This is a genomic window from Streptomyces sp. NPDC002520, assembly GCF_053595235.1.
Genome location: NZ_JBSFXG010000001.1, coordinates 171864 through 190735 on the forward strand (window position 1 = coordinate 171864; position 18872 = coordinate 190735).

The 18872-nt window shown below is 72.8% G+C and carries 14 protein-coding genes and 1 pseudogene; 7 read left to right on the forward strand and 8 right to left on the reverse strand.

Going from position 1 to position 18872, the window contains the following annotated elements:
* Positions 1–70: 70 nt before the first annotated feature.
* Complete coding sequence (locus tag ACWD5D_RS00730) at positions 71–469, reverse strand: PIN domain-containing protein (RefSeq protein ID WP_451370601.1); 399 nt, start codon at positions 467–469, stop codon at positions 71–73.
* Positions 466–750: a hypothetical protein gene (locus ACWD5D_RS00735; RefSeq protein WP_451370602.1), complete on the reverse strand. Its 285-nt coding sequence runs from the start codon at positions 748–750 to the stop codon at positions 466–468. The genes ACWD5D_RS00730 and ACWD5D_RS00735 overlap by 4 nt, the downstream gene beginning before the upstream one ends.
* A gap of 304 nt (positions 751–1054) precedes the next feature.
* Between ACWD5D_RS00735 and ACWD5D_RS00740 the strand changes: the two genes are divergently transcribed.
* The 5 genes and pseudogenes from ACWD5D_RS00740 to ACWD5D_RS00760 form a co-directional block, all read left to right on the forward strand.
* Positions 1055–2650: a TIGR02677 family protein gene (locus tag ACWD5D_RS00740; RefSeq protein ID WP_451370603.1), complete on the forward strand. Its 1596-nt coding sequence runs from the start codon at positions 1055–1057 to the stop codon at positions 2648–2650.
* Positions 2647–3882: a TIGR02678 family protein gene (locus tag ACWD5D_RS00745; RefSeq protein WP_451370604.1), complete on the forward strand. Its 1236-nt coding sequence runs from the start codon at positions 2647–2649 to the stop codon at positions 3880–3882. Before ACWD5D_RS00740 ends, ACWD5D_RS00745 begins: the two co-directional genes overlap by 4 nt.
* Complete coding sequence (locus tag ACWD5D_RS00750) at positions 3879–8069, forward strand: TIGR02680 family protein (protein WP_451370605.1); 4191 nt, start codon at positions 3879–3881, stop codon at positions 8067–8069. The genes ACWD5D_RS00745 and ACWD5D_RS00750 overlap by 4 nt, the downstream gene beginning before the upstream one ends.
* Positions 8060–9298: a TIGR02679 family protein gene (locus tag ACWD5D_RS00755; protein WP_451370606.1), complete on the forward strand. Its 1239-nt coding sequence runs from the start codon at positions 8060–8062 to the stop codon at positions 9296–9298. The genes ACWD5D_RS00750 and ACWD5D_RS00755 overlap by 10 nt, the downstream gene beginning before the upstream one ends.
* A gap of 127 nt (positions 9299–9425) precedes the next feature.
* A pseudogene (locus tag ACWD5D_RS00760) lies at positions 9426–9677 on the forward strand (MmyB family transcriptional regulator); the annotation flags it as partial.
* A gap of 30 nt (positions 9678–9707) precedes the next feature.
* Here the strand turns inward: ACWD5D_RS00760 and ACWD5D_RS00765 are convergent.
* The 5 genes from ACWD5D_RS00765 to ACWD5D_RS00785 form a co-directional block, all read right to left on the reverse strand.
* Positions 9708–10055, reverse strand: a complete 348-nt coding sequence (locus ACWD5D_RS00765) for a DUF1330 domain-containing protein (protein WP_451370607.1) — start codon at positions 10053–10055, stop codon at positions 9708–9710.
* A gap of 126 nt (positions 10056–10181) precedes the next feature.
* Positions 10182–11180 (reverse strand): methylmalonyl Co-A mutase-associated GTPase MeaB, encoded by a 999-nt coding sequence (meaB, locus tag ACWD5D_RS00770; RefSeq protein WP_451370608.1) that lies wholly within the window; start codon positions 11178–11180, stop codon positions 10182–10184.
* 7 nt (positions 11181–11187) lie between these two features.
* The gene (scpA, locus tag ACWD5D_RS00775; RefSeq protein ID WP_451370609.1) at positions 11188–13371 is read right to left on the reverse strand and encodes a methylmalonyl-CoA mutase; all 2184 of its coding nucleotides are present in this window, start codon (positions 13369–13371) and stop codon (positions 11188–11190) included.
* Positions 13371–15194: a methylmalonyl-CoA mutase family protein gene (locus ACWD5D_RS00780; RefSeq protein ID WP_451370610.1), complete on the reverse strand. Its 1824-nt coding sequence runs from the start codon at positions 15192–15194 to the stop codon at positions 13371–13373. The genes scpA and ACWD5D_RS00780 overlap by 1 nt, the downstream gene beginning before the upstream one ends.
* A gap of 167 nt (positions 15195–15361) precedes the next feature.
* Positions 15362–15868 carry a MarR family winged helix-turn-helix transcriptional regulator gene (locus tag ACWD5D_RS00785; RefSeq protein WP_451370611.1) on the reverse strand — a complete coding sequence of 169 codons (507 nt, stop codon included), beginning with the start codon at positions 15866–15868 and terminating at the stop codon, positions 15362–15364.
* 85 nt (positions 15869–15953) lie between these two features.
* Here ACWD5D_RS00785 and ACWD5D_RS00790 point away from each other — a divergent pair, with 85 nt between their 5' ends.
* Positions 15954–16469 carry a YceI family protein gene (locus tag ACWD5D_RS00790; protein ID WP_451370612.1) on the forward strand — a complete coding sequence of 172 codons (516 nt, stop codon included), beginning with the start codon at positions 15954–15956 and terminating at the stop codon, positions 16467–16469.
* A 2-nt stretch (positions 16470–16471) separates the two neighbouring features.
* On the opposite strand, the gene ACWD5D_RS00795 is transcribed toward ACWD5D_RS00790, so the two are convergent.
* Positions 16472–18157: a hypothetical protein gene (locus ACWD5D_RS00795; protein ID WP_451370613.1), complete on the reverse strand. Its 1686-nt coding sequence runs from the start codon at positions 18155–18157 to the stop codon at positions 16472–16474.
* Positions 18158–18462: 305 nt separating this feature from the next.
* On the opposite strand from ACWD5D_RS00795, the gene ACWD5D_RS00800 reads away from it, so the two are divergent.
* Positions 18463–18852: a cell division protein SepF gene (locus ACWD5D_RS00800; RefSeq protein ID WP_451370614.1), complete on the forward strand. Its 390-nt coding sequence runs from the start codon at positions 18463–18465 to the stop codon at positions 18850–18852.
* Positions 18853–18872: the final 20 nt, after the last annotated feature.

Genomic DNA, 18872 nt, shown 5'->3' on the forward strand with positions numbered 1-18872 from the left:
CGCCTTGTCGGGCAGGTCAGCCCCTGTCAACGCGCCGTCCGTGCCCCTCGCGCGCCCCAGGCGGCGCCCGTCAGATCTTTTCGGCGGTCACTCGATCGTGGTCGGTGGTGAGCATGGTGATGTCCTCGACGTCGGACGTAAGGATCGTGACGCGGCCATGCTGGGCGAGGGCGGTGGCGCAGAGCATGGCGTCGATGGCGTACTTGTGGCCGTGCAGCCCGGTTGCGCGCAGCAGCGCGGCAGCGGACTGGGCGAGGGCCTGGGTGACCGGCTCGACCCGGAGCCGGGAGAGCGTCCATTTCAGGGCGCCGTCGTTGATCCGCGGGTGGATCACCTCGACGAGGACCGCGGCGGAGGTGATCACCGGGAGGTCGGCGCCGCGGGCCGCGGCGAGCCACTCGTGGACCTCGCGGTCGCGCTGTACGGCCTTGGCGAGGCCCTCGCTGTCCAGGATCAGGGCGCCGCTCACGCGGCCGCCCCGGCACCTGAGGAGGAGCTGCCGGTGAGCTTGGCCCGCTTGGCGGCCACGGCCTCGGGATCGGCGGGGCCGTGGGTCTTGTCGAAGTCGGCGATCAGCTCGTCCAGGTTGTCGCGCTCGATCTGCCGTTGCGCGGCCTTCTCCAGGTAGGCGGACACCCCGCGCTTGCCGACCCGCTCGCGGATGGCTTGCAGGGTGCCGGCGGTAAGGGAGACGGAGATGCCGCTGCTGGGGCCGTCGCCGGGCGGGAAGTCGGGGTCCTCATCAGCCATGACTTGAGTATGGCATTTCGAATGCTATAGGGCGAGATCCTTGCCAGTGGCGAGGCTCGGGGCCCGCACGGAAGGTCGAGTTGTGCGCCGAGAGGTCGCGCGTTACACCCATGGTGCCCGTAATGCGCTCGCGCGGGCCGACCAGCTGACTGCACTGACGCAGGGGATGCAGTCGCCGCAGGGGACGGCGATGGGCTCCCCCGCAGGCAGCGATGAGAGGCATATATAGGGCAACTGTCGCAAAAGGGTCAGGATTTCCTGACCAGGCCCGCGCCTCACCACGGGCCCTGGACAATGGGAACCGATGACCACCAGCGCCTCCGCCCCCGCCTCCGCCCCCGTCTCCGCTCCCCGGCCCGACGCCTACAGTCCCTTCGCGCATCTCACCGCACCGAACGCGGCCCTGTACCGGCAGGTGATGAGAGCCTTCGTCGGCGCCAAGGAGCGGTTCGCCGTCCATCTGCGGCCGGAGGACGTGCATGCCGCGCTGCCGGCGGAGATGCGGCCCGCAGGCGTGGAGACCGTGGCCAAGGCCCTCGACAGCCTCGTCGAGTGGGGCAACCTGCGGGCCGACCCCGACACGGCCCGCGTCACCGCCGTCGAGGACTTCTACCGCAAGCGGTTCATCTACCAGCTCACGCGGGAGGGGGAGGCCGCCGAGGAGGCGCTCGCCGCCTACGACGAGGCGCTCGGCCGGCGCGGCGCGCTCCAGGCCGTCGCGCTGCACGACATCGTCACGCAGTTGCGTGCGCTGCTCGTCCTTGCGGCCGAGGAGGAGCCCGACCCGGCCAAGACGTATCTCACGCTCGACGGGCTGGCCAGCCGCTTCGCCGCGCTCGCCGACAACGCGCGGGCCTTCATGGGATCGCTCCAGCGGACCATCGACCTGCACGACGTCGAGGAGGAGGTCTTCCTCGCGTACAAGGACCAGCTCATCCAGTACCTGGAGCGGTTCATCCAGGACCTGATCACCCTCGGCGGGCGCAGCGCCCAGCTCGTCCTGAGCCTGGAGGAGGACGGCCGCATCGACGGGCTGCTGCGGGCCGCCGCCGTGCGCGAGGCCGCCGACGCGACCCCCGAGGAGGCCGGGCAGGCCGAGCAGGAGGCGTACGCCCGCTGGGCCGGCCGCTGGGACGGGCTCGGGGCGTGGTTCGTCAGCCGGGAGGGGCGCGAGTCGCAGGCCCGGTTGCTGCGCGGGCGTGCCCTCGGGGCCATCCCGCAGCTCCTCGCCGTCGTCCGGACCCTGGGAGAGCGCCGGGCCGGGCGGTCCGACCGGTCCGCCGACTTCCGTACCCTCGCCCACTGGTTCGCCGAAGCTCCCGACGACGACTCCCGGCACCGGCTGTGGCGTACCGCCTTCGGGCTGCACCCGGCACGGCACCTCACCGTCGACGCCGACACCCTCGCGGCCCGCGCCGCCCGGCCGGCGCCCGCCGCCACCCCATGGGCGGCGGCCGAACCCCTGCGGATCAGCCCGCAGTTGCGCCGCACCGGCAGCTACGAGCGGCGCGGCAAACCCCGGAAGGTCGAGGACCGGCACGAGCGGCGCCGTCACCTCGCGGAGCTGGCCGCCAAGCAGGCCGCCGAGACGGCCGCTGCCCGGGCCCGGCTCGTCACGGACGGCGTCACCCGGCTCTCCGAGCTCGGTGAGTTCGACCCGACGTCGTTCCAGCTCTTCCTCCAGCTGCTCGGCGACGCCCTCGCCACCTGGCGGCCCGGCATCAGCCACACCGTCGCCACCAGCAACGACGGCTCCATGGAGATCCGGCTCACCGCCATCGCCGACGGGCCGGCTGCGGAGATCCGGACTCCCTCCGGCACGTTCCGCGGCCCCGACCACCTGATCGAGATCATCGACCTGACGGACCCGGAAGCGACACAGGGAAACCTCGCCTCATGACCACGCCGCGCGCCGAGGTCCTCGACGGACAGCACGCCGCCGACCTCCGCAAAGCCGCCCGCGCCCTGCTGAAGCAACCCCTCCTGCTCGCCCGCGGCCGGTACGCCGACGAGTTCCGCCTCGTCCGCCGGCACGCCTCCGAACTGCGCGACTGGTTCGACCGCAACACCGGCTGGCCCCTCCACGTGGACGCCGAGGCTGCACGGCTGCGCAAGGTTCCCGGCGTCCTCACCGACCCCACCCATCCCGCGCGGGAGGCGAGCCGTGCCGCCGCCCCCTTCACCCGCCGCAGGTACGTCCTGCTCTGCCTCGCGCTCGCGGCCCTGGAGCGGGGCGAAGGACAGATCGCTCTCGGCCGCCTCGCCGACCAGGTCGTCCTCGAAGCCGCGGATCCCCGGCTCGTCCGGTCCGGTATCACCTTCACCCTGGACCGCCGTGACGAGCGCCTCGACCTCGCCGCCGTCGTACGGCTGCTGCTCGGCCTCGGCGTGCTCCGGCGGGTCGCGGGCGACGAGGAGGCGTACGTCAGCGGCTCCGGGGACGTGCTCTACGACGTCGAGCGACGCGTTCTGGCCGGACTGCTCGCCACCCGCAGAGGCCCCTCCACCGTGCAGGCGGAGAGCTTCGACGAGCGGCTCGGCGAACTCGTCGCGGAGACCGCCCTCGACAGCGACGAGCTGCGGTTCCGTGCCCTGCGCCGGTCCCTGACCCGCCGTCTCCTGGACGACCCCGTCCTCTACTACGACGAACTGACCGACGCCGAGCTGGCCTATCTGACCCGCCAGCGTGGATTCCTCACCGCGCGCATCACCGAACTGACGGGACTCGTCGCAGAGGTCCGCGCCGAGGGCATCGCCATGGTCGACCCCGACGACGACCTCACCGACGTACGGATGCCCGAGCAGGGCACACACGGACACATCACGCTCCTGCTCGCCGAGTACCTGGCCCAGGCGTCCGGGCCCGTCCCCGGCGCGCGGCTGGAACAGCGGGTGCGCGAACTCGCCGCCGTACACGGGTCCTTCTGGTCCAAGACCGCCCGGGAGCCGGGAACGGAGGGCGAACTCGTCGCCCAGGCCGTGGCCCGGCTCGCCGCCCTCGGACTCGTCTCCCGCTCCGCCGACGGCGTGACACCCCGCCCGGCCCTGGCCCGGTACGCGGTCGGCGAGGCCGTCGTACGCGAACCCGACACCGTCCGCACGCCCGCTCAGCGAAAGAACGGCCAGCCGTGACCCCCGCCCCGCCCCTGCCCCAGCCGACGCGCGCACGCTGGCAGCCGCTGCGCATCGGGCTCGTCGATCTCTTCCACTACGACGTGGAGGAGTTCCACTTCCGCGACGGGCGCCTGCTGCTGCGCGGCAACAACGGCACCGGCAAGTCCAAGGTGCTCGCGCTCACCCTGCCCTTCCTGCTCGACGGCGACCTCTCCTCGCGTCGCGTCGAACCGGACGGCGACCCCGGGAAGCGGATGGAGTGGAACCTCCTGCTCGGCGGGGAGCACCCCCACCCCGAACGGCTCGGTTACACGTGGATCGAGTTCGGCCGCCTCGACGAGTTCACCGGCGAGCGGCACTTCCGGACCCTGCTGTGCGGTCTTAAGGCCGTCGGCGGCCGGGGCATCGCGCGCCACTGGTACGCCGTCACCGGTCAGCGCGTCGACCACCGTCCGGGGGGAGCGGGGGAGGGCACGCTACGGCTCCTCGACCCCACCGGCACGGCGCTCTCCCGGGACCGGCTGGCCGAGGCCGTCGCCGGGCACGGCATGGTGTACGACCAGGCCAAGACGTACCGCAGAGCCGTCGACGAGGCACTGTTCGGTCTCGGCGAGCAGCGCTACGGAGCCCTCGTCGACCTGCTCATCCAGCTCCGTCAGCCCCAGCTGTCCAAGCGGCCCAACGAGGCCGCCCTCTCCCGGGCGCTCAGCGAAGCCCTGCCGCCCATGGACCAGGCCGTCATCGCCGACGTCGCCGAGGCGTTCCGCTCCCTGGACGAGGAGAAGGAGGCGCTGACCGCCGCCACCTCCGCCGAGCGCGCGGCCGCCACGTTCCTCGACCACTACCGGCGGTACGCCAGGATCGCCACCCGCCGCCGGGCCCGCCTCCCTCGTGCCGAGCACTCCCGGTACGAGCACCTCCAGCGGGACCTCGGCGAGGCCCAGGCCCAGCACACCGAGGCCGAGGAGGCGAGGGCGGCGGCGGAGCGGGAGATCGCCGAACTGGCCGAAACCGCCGTGCGACTGCGAGAACAGGAGTCCGTCCTGCGCAGCAGCCCCGAGATGCGGGACGCACGCGCACTGGAGCAGGCGGCACAAGCCGTGGAACGCACCGCCGACGCCCTGCGCCAGGCACAGGGCGACCAGGCCCAGGCTGTTGAGGGTGAGAGGCGGGCACGGACGCGGCTGGGCGCGGCCGAGAACCGGTTGCGCGCCGCTGAACAGGGGGCCGAGACCGGATTCCGGAAGGCTCGGGAGGCAGCGGCCGCCGCCCGGGTGGAGCTGCTTACCGCCGCCGACGGGCTGCCCGAGGCCGAACTGCGCCGCGTCACCGAGGAGTCGGTGGACCGCGCACAGCGCGCGCTCGCCCATACCGAGTCCCTGGCCGAGGCGGTGCAGCGGGCGATCGAAGAGCGCCGCCGCGAGGCCGTGCGGCTCGACGAAGCCGACACCGACCTCGACGAGGCCGTGCGCAGGCACCTTCAGGCCGAGGAGGCCGTCGCCGCCTCGGGCAGGTCGCTCGTGGACGACGTACGAGAGCGTGCCCGCGCATGGACCGAACTGGCCTACCCCGACCCGGTCGGACTGCTCGACGAACTCCAGGAGTGGACCCAGAGCCTCGACGGGCCCTATCCGGCGCGTGAGCGCGCGGCGCGAGCCCACACCGCCGCCGCGGCCCTCCTCGCGGACGCGTCCGCCGACGCCGCGCGCCGCGGGTCGGAGCTGGCGCACCGGATCGACCTGCTGCGGCAGGAAGCCGACACGCTCGAAGCCGGTGGGCGCCGGACACCCGAGCCACCGCACACGCGTACACCGGGCCTGCGGGAGCGGCTGCCGGGAGCGCCGCTGTGGCGACTCGTCGACTTCCAGGACGGACTCACCGAACCGGAACGCGCCGGCCTCGAAGCCGCGCTGGAGGCATCGGGCCTGCTGGACGCCTGGGTGCAGCCCGACGGCTTCGTACGCACCGCCGACGGACACGACGTGCTGCTCGACCCCGCGACCGGGCCCGTCGCCGGTGCTTCGCTCGCCACCTGGCTACGCCCCGCGCCGGACCACGGGGACGCACAGGCCGCGACGGTCGGCGAGGCGACGGTAGCCCGGCTGCTCGGTGCGGTCGGTGCGGAGGCTGCGGTCGGCGCGGGCATGGGCGGCGCGGGCATGGGCGGCACCGGCGGGCCCGGCAGCGCGGCGGACACCTGGGTCGCGACGGACGGCCGCTTCCGCGTCGGCGCCCTCACCGGGCGCTGGGCCAAACCCGCCGCCGAGTACATCGGCGAGGGGGCCCGGGAGGCCGCTCGCCGGGCACGGCTGGCAGAGATCGGTAGAGAACTAGCCGACCTTCAAAGGGAGTTGCGGGACATCGAGGCCCAGGCCCACGCGGTCGCCGCCCGCCGCCGTGCCCTTGACGCCGAACTGGCCGACGTACCGGACCCCGGACCGCTCACCCGGGCCCACGCGATGGTCACCGCCGCCGCGGACACGCTACGCGGCGCCCGCGCACGCCGGGCGGACCGGGCCGCGGGTCTCACCGAGGCCGCCGAGCGCGCCGACCGTGCGGCGGCCGAACTCGCCGAGACCGCCGCCGATCTCGGCCTGCCCGCCGACCGGTCCGGCCTCACCGCCGTACGCGAAGCCCTCACCTCCCTCGCTCCGCTCCTCGCCGCCCTGTGGCCCGCCCTGCGCGAGCGCGCCGAGGCAGCCCGCCGGGCGGAGGAGGAACAGGCCGACGCCGTCCGGGCCGCGGAGCGGGCCGCGGAACTCTCCCAGCGGGCGCAGGCGGCAGCCGAGCAGGCGGTCGCGGCGGAGGAACGGCACGCCACGCTGGGCTCCACGGTCGGCGCGGCCGTCGCCGACCTCGAACGACGACTGGCACAGACCGCAGAGGCGCTGGGCGCCTGCCAGGCCGGACAGCAGCTGGCGGGCAGGCGCCACATCGCGGCCGAAAAGGCCGTGAGCAAGGCCGAAGGCGCCATCGAACGGCTGGAGAAGGACCTCGCGGAGGCGGTCGAGACACGCGCGGCGGCCATCGCGGCCCTGCAGCGGTTCACGACCACCGGGCTCCTGGCCATCGCCCTCCCGGACCTCGCCGTGCCCGCCGTCGACGCCGGTCCCTGGGCGGCCACCCCCGCCATCGCCCTGGCACGCGCCGTCGAGGCGGGCCTGGCGGCGACCGACGACTCCGACGGAGCCTGGGAACGCATCCAGCGGCGCCTCGGCGAGGAGCTCATGCCCCTCCAGGACACCCTGTCCCGGCACGGGCACACCGCGTCGGCCCGGATGGTGGAGGACGGCATGGTCGTCGACATCGTCTACCAGGGCCGGGAAAGAGGCGTGGCGGAGCTCGCCGAGGCGCTGGCCACCGAGGTGGCCGAACTCACCCGCATCCTCTCCGCGAGGGAACGGGAGATCCTCGAAACACACCTGATCACGGAAGTCGCCGGCACGCTGCAGGAGTTGATCGGCGCCGCCGAGCGGCAGGTGCGGGACATGAACGCCGAGCTGGAGGACCGGCCCACCTCCACCGGCATGAAGCTGCGCCTCCTCTGGCGGGCCTCCCGCAAAGCACCGCCCGGTCTCGCCCGGGCCAGGGAGCGACTGCGGCAGTCGGCCGACGCGTGGTCACCCGAGGACCGGGCGGCGGTCGGTGAGTTCCTCCAGGAACAGATCGCCCGGCAGCAGACCGACGACACCTCCGGAAGCTGGCTCGAACACCTCACCGCCGCCCTCGACCACCGGACCTGGCACGAGTTCGCCGTCGAGCGGTACCAGCACGGACGCTGGGTACCCGCGACCGGACCCGCCTCCGGCGGCGAGCGGGTCCTGGCCGTCTCCGTACCCCTGTTCGCCGCGGCCTCCTCGCACTACGCCAGTGCCGGCAGCCCTCACGCACCGCGCCTGGTCACCCTGGACGAGGCGTTCGCGGGTGTGGACGACGACTCGCGCGCCAAGTGTCTGGGACTCCTGCACGCCTTCGACCTCGACGTCGTGATGACCAGCGAACGGGAGTGGGCGTGCTATCCGCAGGTGCCGGGGATCGCCATCGCCCAGCTCTCGCGGATCGACGAGGTGGCGGCGGTCCTCGTGACCCGCTGGGAGTGGGACGGCACCCGGCGGACCCGCCACGAAGACCCCGTACGCCCCACGAGTACCCTGCCGACGCCACGGACCGGGACCGACCGCGGGACGGAACCACAATGGACCTGACCCCCACGTCCCCGGTCGACGAGCCCCGGCTCCACCGCCTGCTCGGCGATCCCGGACTCGGCTGGCTGGTCGAGCGAGCCCGGCGACGGATGGAACGCGGGCAGGTGCTCACCGGCACCGTCTCGCTCGACAGCCCCACCTCGGACCAACGGGCAGCCGCCGAACGGCTGCTGGGGCGCGTTCCCGGGCGCGGACGTTCCCTGTCGATCCGGCTCGAGGACGTGGACGTGCTGCTGCGCCGCTCGGGAATCAGCCCCGAGGGGCTGGACGCGGCGGTGACGGCCCTCACCGGGCCGGTCGTCCCGCTCGGCCCGGCACGCGAGGCCGAGGAGAAGGCGTGGAAGGAGGCGTACGCCCCGCTCGCCGCTCTCGCGGACCGGCAACCGGCGCTCGCCGCATGGGCCGAGCGGCTGCGCGGCGACGGGCTGGTACGGCGCCTCGCGGGGACGCCGACAGCGGCGCGCGCCCTGCTCGACCAGGTGGCCACCGCACTGAACGCCCTCCCCTCCGAAGAACCGGTGTCCCTCCCCTCCTTCGCGGCCCGCGTCCTCGGCAGCGCCCACGCCCTGGACGACGGAACCCCGCTCGCCACGCTCACACTGTCAGGTGCGCGTTCCCTCACCGGCTTCCCGGACGGGACAGGCGCCGAGTGGCGCAGGCAGGCGTGGGCCTCCGCGGGCCTGCTCCGTGACGAACTGTCCTCCACGGTCCTCACCCTGAATCTTCGGGGTACACCGGCGCTGGACTGGATGGCCGACGAGGGGGAGCCCGCGGTCCTCACCCTGCGACAGCTGACCCGTCGTCTCCCCGGCGCTCCTGCCTCGGTGGTCCGGGTCTGCGAGAACCCCGCCGTGCTCGCGGCGGCGGCACAGGAGTACGGCTCACGCTCCGCGCCGCTCGTCTGCGTACAAGGCCAGCCATCGGCCGCCGCCCTCACCCTGCTCCGGCACCTGCACGCGCGCGGAACGACTCTCTCGTACCACGGCGACTTCGACTGGGGCGGGATACGCATCGCCTCGGCGCTGTCGCGGCATGTTCCCTGGCAGCCCTGGCGCTTCACTGCCGTGGACTACCGAGGCGCGGTGCGCGACGGCGCCGCCGGTCCGCCCCTCACCGGCCGGCCGGCCGACGCCCCCTGGGATCCGGAGTTGCGGCAGGCCCTCTTGGAACTGGGCGTACGTGTCGAGGAAGAGACGCTCATCGCTTCGCTGCTGCCGGACCTGGGGTGACGGTGGCACGGCCGGGTCGGTACGTGACGCCGCCGCCGTCGCGACCCGGCTCGCCCGGCCCGAGGAGGCTGCGCGGACCCTGGCGCAGGCCGAGGCCCTGACCGCCGGTCTGCCGAACCCGGCCGACGCCGAACTGCGCGAGCACAGTGCCCGGTTCGCCGAACTGTGGGACACCGGCGCGGCGGGCCTCCACGACGCTGCACGCAAGACCATTGACCACGCCCTCGTCGGACCGCTCACCCTCGACTGCGACGTCCTCTCCGTGGCCGGCAGCGACCTGCGGATCATGGTCTACACCGCCGAACCCGGCACCGAGGACGCCGAACGCCTCGCCCTGTTGATGGTGTTGGGGACGCAGGACGTCCAGGCCACGCAGTGAGGTCCGGTTCTCTCCCGGCGGCCCTGGACGTCACAGCCCCGGAAGGGTCTCCCGCATCGCCTTGGCGGTGGCCGTGGCGTCGTAGTCGTCAGGGACGCCGTCGACGAGGATGACGTCACCCTCGATGTGCCGCGACCGCAGCGGAGCGATCTCCCGGTAGGCGGGTGAGTCCCACCAGGCCCGCGCCTCGGCGATCCCGGGAAACCCGATCACCACCACATGTCCGGGCCAGCTGCCCTCCTTCACCTCGTGCCGTCCCGCGTGCACGAGGAACCGGCCGCCGTACGGCTCGAAGGTGGCGGTGATGCGCTCGATGTACTCGGCGATCTCCGGGTGCGGAGCCGCATCCCGCAGGTGGCCTATGACGTAGGCGGTCATGGCGGACGTCCTTCCGGTCGGCAGGGCCTCGGTACGCGGACGATCCTGGCAGCCGGACGCGGTGCGGGCGATTACCCGTCAGGTAACCGCCCGCCCCTCTCAGGCTCCCGCAGCCGCCCGCCCCTCTCAGGCTCCCGGAGCCGCCCGGCCCTCGAAGGCGCCCAGGATCCGCTCCGCCGCCAGCGTCGCCGTCAACGAGCCGTCCCTGACCTGCTGTTCGAGGACGGGGGCCGCGTCGCGTACCGCGGGGGAGGCGTGCAGGCGGCCCAGGAGTTCGTCGCGGACCATCGACCAGGTCCAGCCGACCTGCTGGTCCCGCCGCTTGGCGGCGAGCCGGCCCGTGGAGTCGAGCAGGGTGCGGTGCTGCTCCAGCCGCTCCCAGACCGTCTCCAGACCCGTGGACTCCCGGGCGCTGCAGTGCAGCACCGGCGGATTCCAGAACGCGTCCTTGCCGTGCATCAGCCGCAGCGCGCCCGCCAGTTCGCGGGCGGCGGCCTTCGCGTCCCGCTCGTGCGGGCCGTCCGCCTTGTTGACGGCGATCACGTCGGCCAGCTCCAGGACTCCCTTCTTGATGCCCTGCAACTGGTCGCCGGTGCGGGCCAGGGTCAGCAGCAGGAAGGAGTCGACCATGTCGGCGACCGCGGTCTCCGACTGGCCGACGCCGACGGTCTCGACCAGGATCACGTCGTAGCCCGCCGCCTCCATGACCACGATCGACTCGCGGGTGGCCTTGGCGACCCCGCCCAGCGTGCCCGCGCTGGGGGAGGGGCGGACGAAGGCGTTCGGGTCGACCGCGAGGCGCTCCATCCGGGTCTTGTCGCCCAGGATGGAGCCGCCGGTGCGGGTCGAGGACGGGTCCACGGCGAGGACGGCGACCCGGTGGCCCAGCGAGGTCAGCAGCGTGCCGAACGCGTCGATGAACGTCGACTTGCCGACCCCCGGCACCCCGCTGATGCCGATCCGCCGCGCCCGGCCGCTGTGCGGGAGCAGCTCGGTGAGCAACTCCTGCGCCAGTGACCGGTGCTGGGGCCGGGTGGACTCGACGAGGGTGATGGCGCGGGCCACCAGGGCCCGCTTCCCGTCGAGCACACCCTTCACATAGGTGTCGAGATCGATCGGTGCCATCGCGCCGTCACAGCTCGTGGCCGAGGTCGGCCGACAGCCGCCGCACCAGGTCGTACGCCGCGTCCGGGATCACCGTCCCGGGCAGGAACACCTCCACCGCGCCCATCTCCAGCAGCGTCGGCACGTCCTGCGGCGGGATCACACCGCCGACCACGACCATGATGTCCTCCCGGCCCTCCTCGGCGAGCTTCTCGCGCAGCGCCGGTACGAGGGTGAGGTGACCGGCGGCCAGCGAGGACACGCCGACCACGTGGACGTCCGCCTCGACCGCCTGGCGGGCGACCTCCTCCGGGGTCTGGAACAGCGGGCCGACATCGACGTCGAAGCCGAGGTCGGCGAAGCCGGTGGCGATCACCTTCTGGCCGCGGTCGTGGCCGTCCTGGCCCATCTTGGCGACCAGGATGCGCGGGCGGCGGCCCTCCGCCTCCTCGAACCTGTCGACCAGGGCACGGGTGCGGTCCACGGACGGGGACTCCCCTGCTTCGTTGCGGTACACGCCGGAGATCGTACGGATCTGGCTCGCGTGCCGGCCGTACACCTTCTCCAGGGCGTCCGAGATCTCGCCGACGGTCGCCTTGGCGCGGGCCGCGTGCACGGCCAGCTCCAGCAGGTTGCCGTCGCCGTCGGCCGCCCGGGTGAGCGCGTCCAGGGCGTCCCGGCACGCGGTCTCGTCCCGCTCCTCACGCAGCCGGCGCAGCTTCTCGATCTGCTGGGCGCGCACCGAGGAGTTGTCGACCTTGAGGACCTCGATCGCCTCGTCGTTCTCGACGCGGTACTTGTTCACGCCGATCACCGGCTGGCGGCCGGAGTCGATGCGGGCCTGGGTGCGGGCCGCGGCCTCCTCCACGCGCAGCTTCGGGATGCCCGCGTCGATGGCCTGCGCCATGCCGCCCGCCTGCTCGACCTCCTGGATGTGCGCCCAGGCCTTGCGGGCGAGGTCGTACGTCAGCTTCTCGACGTACGCGCTGCCGCCCCACGGGTCGATGACCCGGGTGGTGCCCGACTCCTGCTGGATGAGCAGCTGCGTGTTGCGGGCGATGCGCGCCGAGAAGTCGGTCGGCAGGGCCAGGGCCTCGTCCAGGGCGTTGGTGTGCAGCGACTGGGTGTGGCCCTGGGTCGCCGCCATCGCCTCGACGCACGTGCGCGTGACGTTGTTGAACACGTCCTGCGCGGTCAGCGACCAGCCCGAGGTCTGCGAATGCGTGCGCAGGGACAGGGACTTGGTGTTCTTCGGGTCGAACTGGGAGACCAGCTTGGCCCACAGCAGGCGCGCGGCCCGCAGCTTGGCGACCTCCATGAAGAAGTTCATGCCGATCGCCCAGAAGAACGACAGCCGGGGCGCGAACGCGTCCACGTCCAGGCCCGCCTCCCGGCCCGCCCGGATGTACTCCACGCCGTCCGCGAGCGTGTACGCCAGCTCCAGGTCGGCCGTCGCACCGGCCTCCTGGATGTGATAGCCGGAGATGGAGATCGAGTTGTAGCGGGGCATCCGCCGCGAGGTGTACGCGAAGATGTCGGAGATGATCCGCATCGACGGCTTCGGCGGATAGATGTAGGTGTTGCGGACCATGAACTCCTTCAGAATGTCGTTCTGAATGGTTCCGGCCAGCTTCTCGGGCGGTACGCCCTGTTCCTCCGCCGCCACGATGTACAGCGCCAGCACCGGCAGCACGGCGCCGTTCATCGTCATCGACACGGTCATCCTGTCGAGCGGGATCCCGTCGAACAGCTGCCGCATGTCGTAGATCGAGTCGATCGCCACGCCCGCCATGCCGACGTCGCCCGTCACGCGTGGGTGGTCGCTGTCGTAGCCCCGGTGCGTGGGCAGGTCGAAGGCGACCGACAGGCCCTTCTGACCGGCCGCGAGGTTGCGCCGGTAGAACGCGTTGGACTCCTCGGCGGTGGAGAAGCCCGCGTACTGGCGGATCGTCCAGGGCTGGTTGACGTACATCGTCGGGTACGGGCCGCGCAGGTACGGCGCGATGCCCGGGTAGGTGCCCAGGAAGTCCAGGCCCTCCAGGTCACGGCCGGTGTACAGCGGCTTGACCCCGATGCCCTCCGGGGTCTCCCACACCGTCTCCTCGCTGCCCGTGGCCCGCTTCAGGGCCGTACGCCACTCCTCGGCACCGCCGTCGGCGGCGGTTCCCTCGGCGGTCTCCAGCTCGATGCCGGAGAAGTCGGGGATTCCCATCAGGACACTCCCATGCGGTCGAGGGTCGCGGACAGGACGGCCACGGCGTCACAGCCCGCGAAGACGTACGCGTCGATGCCGGGGTACTCGCCCCGGCCCGCGAGGAACACCTGGCGGGCGCCGGACGCGCGCAGCGCCGCGGCGGCCTGCTCGGCCTGTTCGGCGTACAGGGCGTCGCTGGAGCACAGCACGGCCTCGGTGGCACCGCTGTCCTCGAAGGTGCCCTCGGTGGCCGGCTCGATGCCGCCCGCCTGGAAGAGGTTGGCGGCGAACGTGGAGCGCGCGGTGTACTCGGCGGCCGAGCCGAGCGTGGCGAGGTAGATCCGGGGGCGGGCACCGGTCGCCGCGAGATGGGCGTCGGAGCGGGCGCGCAGCGCCTCGTACGCCTCGTCGCGGCGCACACGCGGCAGTCCGCCGGCGGGCCCCTCGGGCGCGGGCTCGCGCTCCACGGGCTTCTCGGCGAGGTGCGGGAACTCGCTGACGCCGGTGATGGGTTCGCGTCGCTTGGCGAGCTTCTTGGAGCGCTCTGCCCAGGTCGTCGCGAGATCCGTACGGATGCGGCCCGAGCGCAGCACGGCAGCCTGACCGCCGTCCCGCTCGATCGTCCGGAAGAACTCCCAGGCGGCATGGGCGAGTTCGTCGGTGAGCCGCTCGACGTACCAGGAGCCGCCCGCCGGATCGATGACCCGGGCCAGATGGGACTCCTCCAGCAGGATCGTGGAGGTGTTGCGCGCGATACGGCGGGCGAAGGCGTCCGGCAGACCGAGCGCGTGGTCGAAGGGCAGCACGGTCACGGAGTCGGCGCCGCCCACCCCGGCCGCGAGCGTCGCGACCGTCGTGCGCAGCATGTTCACCCACGGGTCGCGTCGGCTCATCATCACCGGCGAGGTCACCGCGTGCTGCACCTGTGCGGCAGCGCCGGGCGCCCCGGACACCTCGGCGACCCGCGCCCACAGCCGGCGCGCCGCGCGCAGCTTGGCGATCGTCAGGAACTGGTCGGCGGTGGCCGCGTACCGGAACTCCAGCTGTCCGGCCGCCTGCTCGACGGACAGCCCCGCCTCGGTCAGCTCCCGCAGGTAGGCCACGCCGGTGGCGAGGGAGGCGCCCAGCTCCTGCGCGGCCGAGCCGCCGGCCTCGTGGTACGGCAGCGCGTCCACGGTGAGGGCGCGCAGGCCCGGGTACCCCTCGGCGCAGCGCGCGGCCAGGGCGGCCACGGGCGCGAAGTCCAGCGGCCTGCCGGTCCGTGCCTCGTACCCGAGCGGGTCGGCGCCCAGGTTGCCGCGCACGGCCTTGGGGTCGATGCCCTTGTCCTCGTACAGCCGCAGCAGGGCGGCCCCGGCCTGCTCGGTCTCCCGGCCCGCGTCCAGGACGACCGGCGCCAGGTCGAGGTAGACGCCGTCCAGGGCCCGGTCCAGCTCGGCGACCGGGATGCCGCCCTCGCCCAGCACCAGCCACAGGGAGGTGACGCCGTTCTCCAGGTCGGCCAGCACGGAGCCGGCTGTGCCGGCCGTGTCGTCGGCGAGTGCCGCGTGCCGCTGCCGTACGTCCCAGCCGCCCGTGGTGTTCCCCTCGGGGCGGCCGCCGCGCACGAACGGGGCGAAGCCCGGCAGTCCGGGGTCGGGCGCGCCGTCGCGCGCGGTGTAGAGGGGGCGGGTGCGCAGCCCGTCCTCCAGCGTCGTGGACAGAGCGTCCTCAGCTGCCGCGCCCGAGACTTCCTTGCCCGACTTGCGCAGCACACCCTCGACCAGGCGTTGCCACTGCTCGTGTGTCGCGTCAGGGAACTCGGCGGCCAGTGAGAGCCCGTCGTCAGGCAGGACCGTCATGGCTCGGATGCTAGGCCAGTGTGCTCAATTGAGAGCGGAGCGAGGGCTGTGACGTTGCCCTCTTCACGGCTGTGACCTGGCTCTCGCGGCGGGTTCCGGGCTCGTCGAGGGCGTCGGTCCGGGCCCGTTGAGGGTAGGCGTTCCGGCTCGCCGAGGGTGTCGGAACGTCAGGACTCCGGCGTGTCCGGTGTGTCCGGCGTGTCCGGTGCCAGTGCGCAGAAGGCCTCGCGCTGGTCCGGCCCGACGAACTCGGCGAGTGCCCCTTTGACGTTCAGCGCGAGCGTGTCGGAGGACTCGCGCAGCAGGTCCCGGGCCTTCTCGGTGAGGGCGACCTCGACGCCGCGCTTGTCGCCGCAGACGGACTTGCGGGTGACCAGGCCGGCGTGCTGGAGGCAGGCGATCTGGTAGGTGAGCCGGGTCTTGGGGCGGCCCAGGAGCTCGGCGACGCGGGTCATGCGCAGGCCCTCGTGCGGTTGCTCGGCGAGCACGCACAGGATCAGGAACTCGTCGTGTGAGATGTCGAGGTTCTTCTTCACGACCGACCGCAGCCGCTGCTCGATCGCCCCCGTCGCGGCCACCAGGAGCATCCATGCGCGCAGCTCTCCCGGGAGCAGTCCGCCGCTGGTGGACGGGCATCCGGGCTGGTCGGCGCAGGGCTCGTCGGGTGCGGTCATGGCACCGATTCTACCTGTTGTTCAAATTTGGATGATGGGCTAGCGTGTAGTCATCCAAATTTGAACGATTGAAGGGAAAATGATCATGGCTGTTGTCGTGGAGACGGGGACCTGGCAGCTCGACCCCTCCGCGTCCACCGTGGGTGTGCGCCACAAGACCTTCTGGGGCCTGGTCACCGTCAAGGGCACGTTCACCGCCGTCACCGGCACGGGCGAGGTGCGCCCCGACGGCTCGGCCACCGGCACCGTGACCCTGGACGCGGCCTCCCTGGACACGCGCCACACCAAGCGGGACGTCCACCTGCGCTCGGGCGACTTCTTCGACACCGACAACCACCCCGAGATCACCTTCGCGGTGCAGGGCGCCGACCGCCTGGACGGCGACACCCTGCGGGTGACCGGCCGGCTGACCGTGCGGGGCACCAGCCGGCCCCTGAACTTCACCGCGCGCCTGGTCTCGGCCGACGCGGACGCGCTCACCCTGGAGACCGAGTTCGACGTGGACCGCGACCAGTTCGCCATGACCTGGAACCAGATGGGGATGATGCGCGGCCTGACCACGGTGACGGCCAGGCTGCGGTTCACGCGCGCGGCGGCCTGACCTCAGCCCTTCAGGCCCAGCTCGGCCCGCCGCACATCGCGGGTGGAGAGGGTCTGCGGGGCGGCGGTGAAGGCACGCAGCCGGAGCGGGGAGCTCTTCTTGTCCGGCAGCACGAACCGGCCCGAGGGCGCCCACAGTTCGACGGTCGCCGTGCCGTGCGCCGGGATCGTGACGGGGCCGCGCGCGAGCGTCCAGTACCGGCCCGAGCCCTGGCCCGTGGTGAGCATGTAGTGCGGAGTGAGCGGGTCGCTCCCGGTGTTCGTCACCCGCAGGGTCAGCGCGGTCAGCGAGTTCCCCGACCCACGCCGCACCCCCGCGAGGTCCATCCGCAGCGGCGGCCGGCCCGTCACCGCCAGCGTCGCGCTCACCAGCGCGGGCAGCACCAGCAGAACCACCGCGCCGACCAGCGCCGGGCGGCGGCGCGGCACCGTCAGCCACCGGGGACGAGGCTGCCAGGCGTGCGAGAAGTCCGACAGGGGCACCGTGATCGCCGCCGCGAGCCACAGCGGGGTCATCATCAGGTAGTAGCCGTCCTGGGACCGCGTCGCCAGATAGAAGGCGCACCAGGGCAGCACGGTCGCGGCCGGGCCCAGCCGCCTCACGAACAGCACGAACAGCCCCAGCAGGCCCACGGCGAGCAGCGCGCTCGCGTGGCCGTACCAGTCGAGCCGGTCGCTGCCGTGCGTGAAGTACAGCGAGATGCCCACCAGACCCTGGCCGTGCAGCACGGCGCCCTGCGTCAGGGGCAGCGCGATCCCGCCGAGCCAGGAACCCGGTTCGTGCACGACGAAGTACACGTTGAGCAGCAGCCACGTCGTCACGGCGACGCCGAGGATCCGCAGGACCACCAGAGCGGCCACCCGGCCGCCCGACTCGCCCCTGCGCACCACGTAGATCCCGGCCAGCAGGAACGGCGTCACGAACCACGGAAGCTGCTGGGCCGCGCACGCGGCACCCAGGCACACCGCCTGCGCGATCCCGGACGTGCCGAGCCGGCCGCCGCTGCCGATTCGCGGCCAGCGCACCACCACCGGGATCAGCAGCACCATGGCGACGATCGCCGGATACCCCTGACGGGCGTACATCGGCAGAAAACCGAACCCCAGGCAGACCATCGTCGCCGCCGACCGCCACGGCCCCGGCAGCATCCGCCACAGCACCACCGCGCCGGCGACGAGCGCGACCGTCGCCGACGCCGACGCCGGGGCGCCGCCGTGGCCCAGCCACAGGAAGGGCGCGGTCAGCAGCGGGGTGAGCGGCGGATAGCCGTAGGTGAAGTCGTACCCGCCCTCCATCGTCGGCGTCAGCGCGACCCCCTTGCCGTGGAACAGCGACGGCCACGGCTGGCCGTAGACCGCATGCCCGTGGACCAGCTCCCGCGCGGCCTGGGCGGTGAGGGCCGCCTCGTCGCCGCCCGCGTGGTTCAGCGCCCAGTTGCACAGCGTCAGCGTGATCGCGGTCAGCAGCACCACGAGGTCCAGGCGGGCCAGCGAGCGGGCCCGCCGGACCGTCAGCGCGAGGACGCCGCTGACCAGGATCGAGGCGTAGCAGAGGGAGATGACCCCCGCAAGGACGAGCCGGTGCGTGGCGGCCTGCGTCCACACCGAGCGCGTGCCGATGAAGAGACTCACGTCGGCGAGCAGGGTCAGCACACGGTGCCACTGCGCCGGAGTTCCAGGGGCCGCCATTGGGGTGTCCGGGGCGGCGGGAACCGCCGACTGTGTCCGCCGCCCGGGTGTCACCCTCTGTTTTTCTGCCAAGTGCACGGCATCGGACGCTAGTGGCAGCCGGTGAGTGAGGCGTGGACCGACGTGAAGATTCGGGTGTGAGGGCAGTAAGAAGGGGATGTATTCGTACATGTGCCCCGCGCGTCGGAGTGGACGGGAGTGATCCGGGACGATCGCACAGTGTGTCGCTGTTGGGCCGAACGGGTGACTTGGCGTAAGAATTGGCTGGTGCAGGCGAGAAAAGCGAGTCAGGTCGGGGGGAGCCGGTGAGCCGTTACGACGTCACCGATGAACAGTGGGAAGGGCTCGCCCAGGTCGTGCCGCTGCGGGGCCGGGACGCCTGGCCGTCCGCCGTGCACCACCGCTCGCTGCCGGACGCCGAGACCGAGACCCGGCGCCGGTTCGTGGTCCTGCGGGTCAACATCTTCGCGGACGCCCGCGAAGTCGCCGAGACGCTGATGGCCGGGGTGCCGGTGCTGCTCGACCTGTCCAGCGCGGAGGGCGATGTCGCCAAGCGCGTCCTCGACTTCAGCACCGGCGTCGTGTTCGGGCTGGGCAGCGGGATGCACCGGGTGGACCGGAACGTGTTCCTGCTCACCCCGCCCGGCACGGAGGTCAGCGGGCTGATGGAGGGGGCGGGGATCTCGGGAGGCTGAGCGGGGAGGTCCGGCGGGGT

Excerpts from the sequence above, each read along its gene's own strand:
- ACWD5D_RS00735 (WP_451370602.1), bottom strand. The coding sequence starts at position 750 with ATGGCTGATGAGGACCCCGACTTCCCGCCCGGCGACGGCCCCAGCAGC.
- ACWD5D_RS00740 (WP_451370603.1), top strand. The coding sequence starts at position 1,055 with ATGACCACCAGCGCCTCCGCCCCCGCCTCCGCCCCCGTCTCCGCTCCC.
- ACWD5D_RS00745 (WP_451370604.1), top strand. The coding sequence starts at position 2,647 with ATGACCACGCCGCGCGCCGAGGTCCTCGACGGACAGCACGCCGCCGAC.
- ACWD5D_RS00755 (WP_451370606.1), top strand. The coding sequence starts at position 8,060 with ATGGACCTGACCCCCACGTCCCCGGTCGACGAGCCCCGGCTCCACCGC.
- ACWD5D_RS00765 (WP_451370607.1), bottom strand. The coding sequence starts at position 10,055 with ATGACCGCCTACGTCATAGGCCACCTGCGGGATGCGGCTCCGCACCCG.
- meaB (WP_451370608.1), bottom strand. The coding sequence starts at position 11,180 with ATGGCACCGATCGATCTCGACACCTATGTGAAGGGTGTGCTCGACGGG.
- scpA (WP_451370609.1), bottom strand. The coding sequence starts at position 13,371 with ATGGGAATCCCCGACTTCTCCGGCATCGAGCTGGAGACCGCCGAGGGA.
- ACWD5D_RS00780 (WP_451370610.1), bottom strand. The coding sequence starts at position 15,194 with ATGACGGTCCTGCCTGACGACGGGCTCTCACTGGCCGCCGAGTTCCCT.
- ACWD5D_RS00785 (WP_451370611.1), bottom strand. The coding sequence starts at position 15,868 with ATGACCGCACCCGACGAGCCCTGCGCCGACCAGCCCGGATGCCCGTCC.
- ACWD5D_RS00790 (WP_451370612.1), top strand. The coding sequence starts at position 15,954 with ATGGCTGTTGTCGTGGAGACGGGGACCTGGCAGCTCGACCCCTCCGCG.
- ACWD5D_RS00795 (WP_451370613.1), bottom strand. The coding sequence starts at position 18,157 with ATGGCGGCCCCTGGAACTCCGGCGCAGTGGCACCGTGTGCTGACCCTG.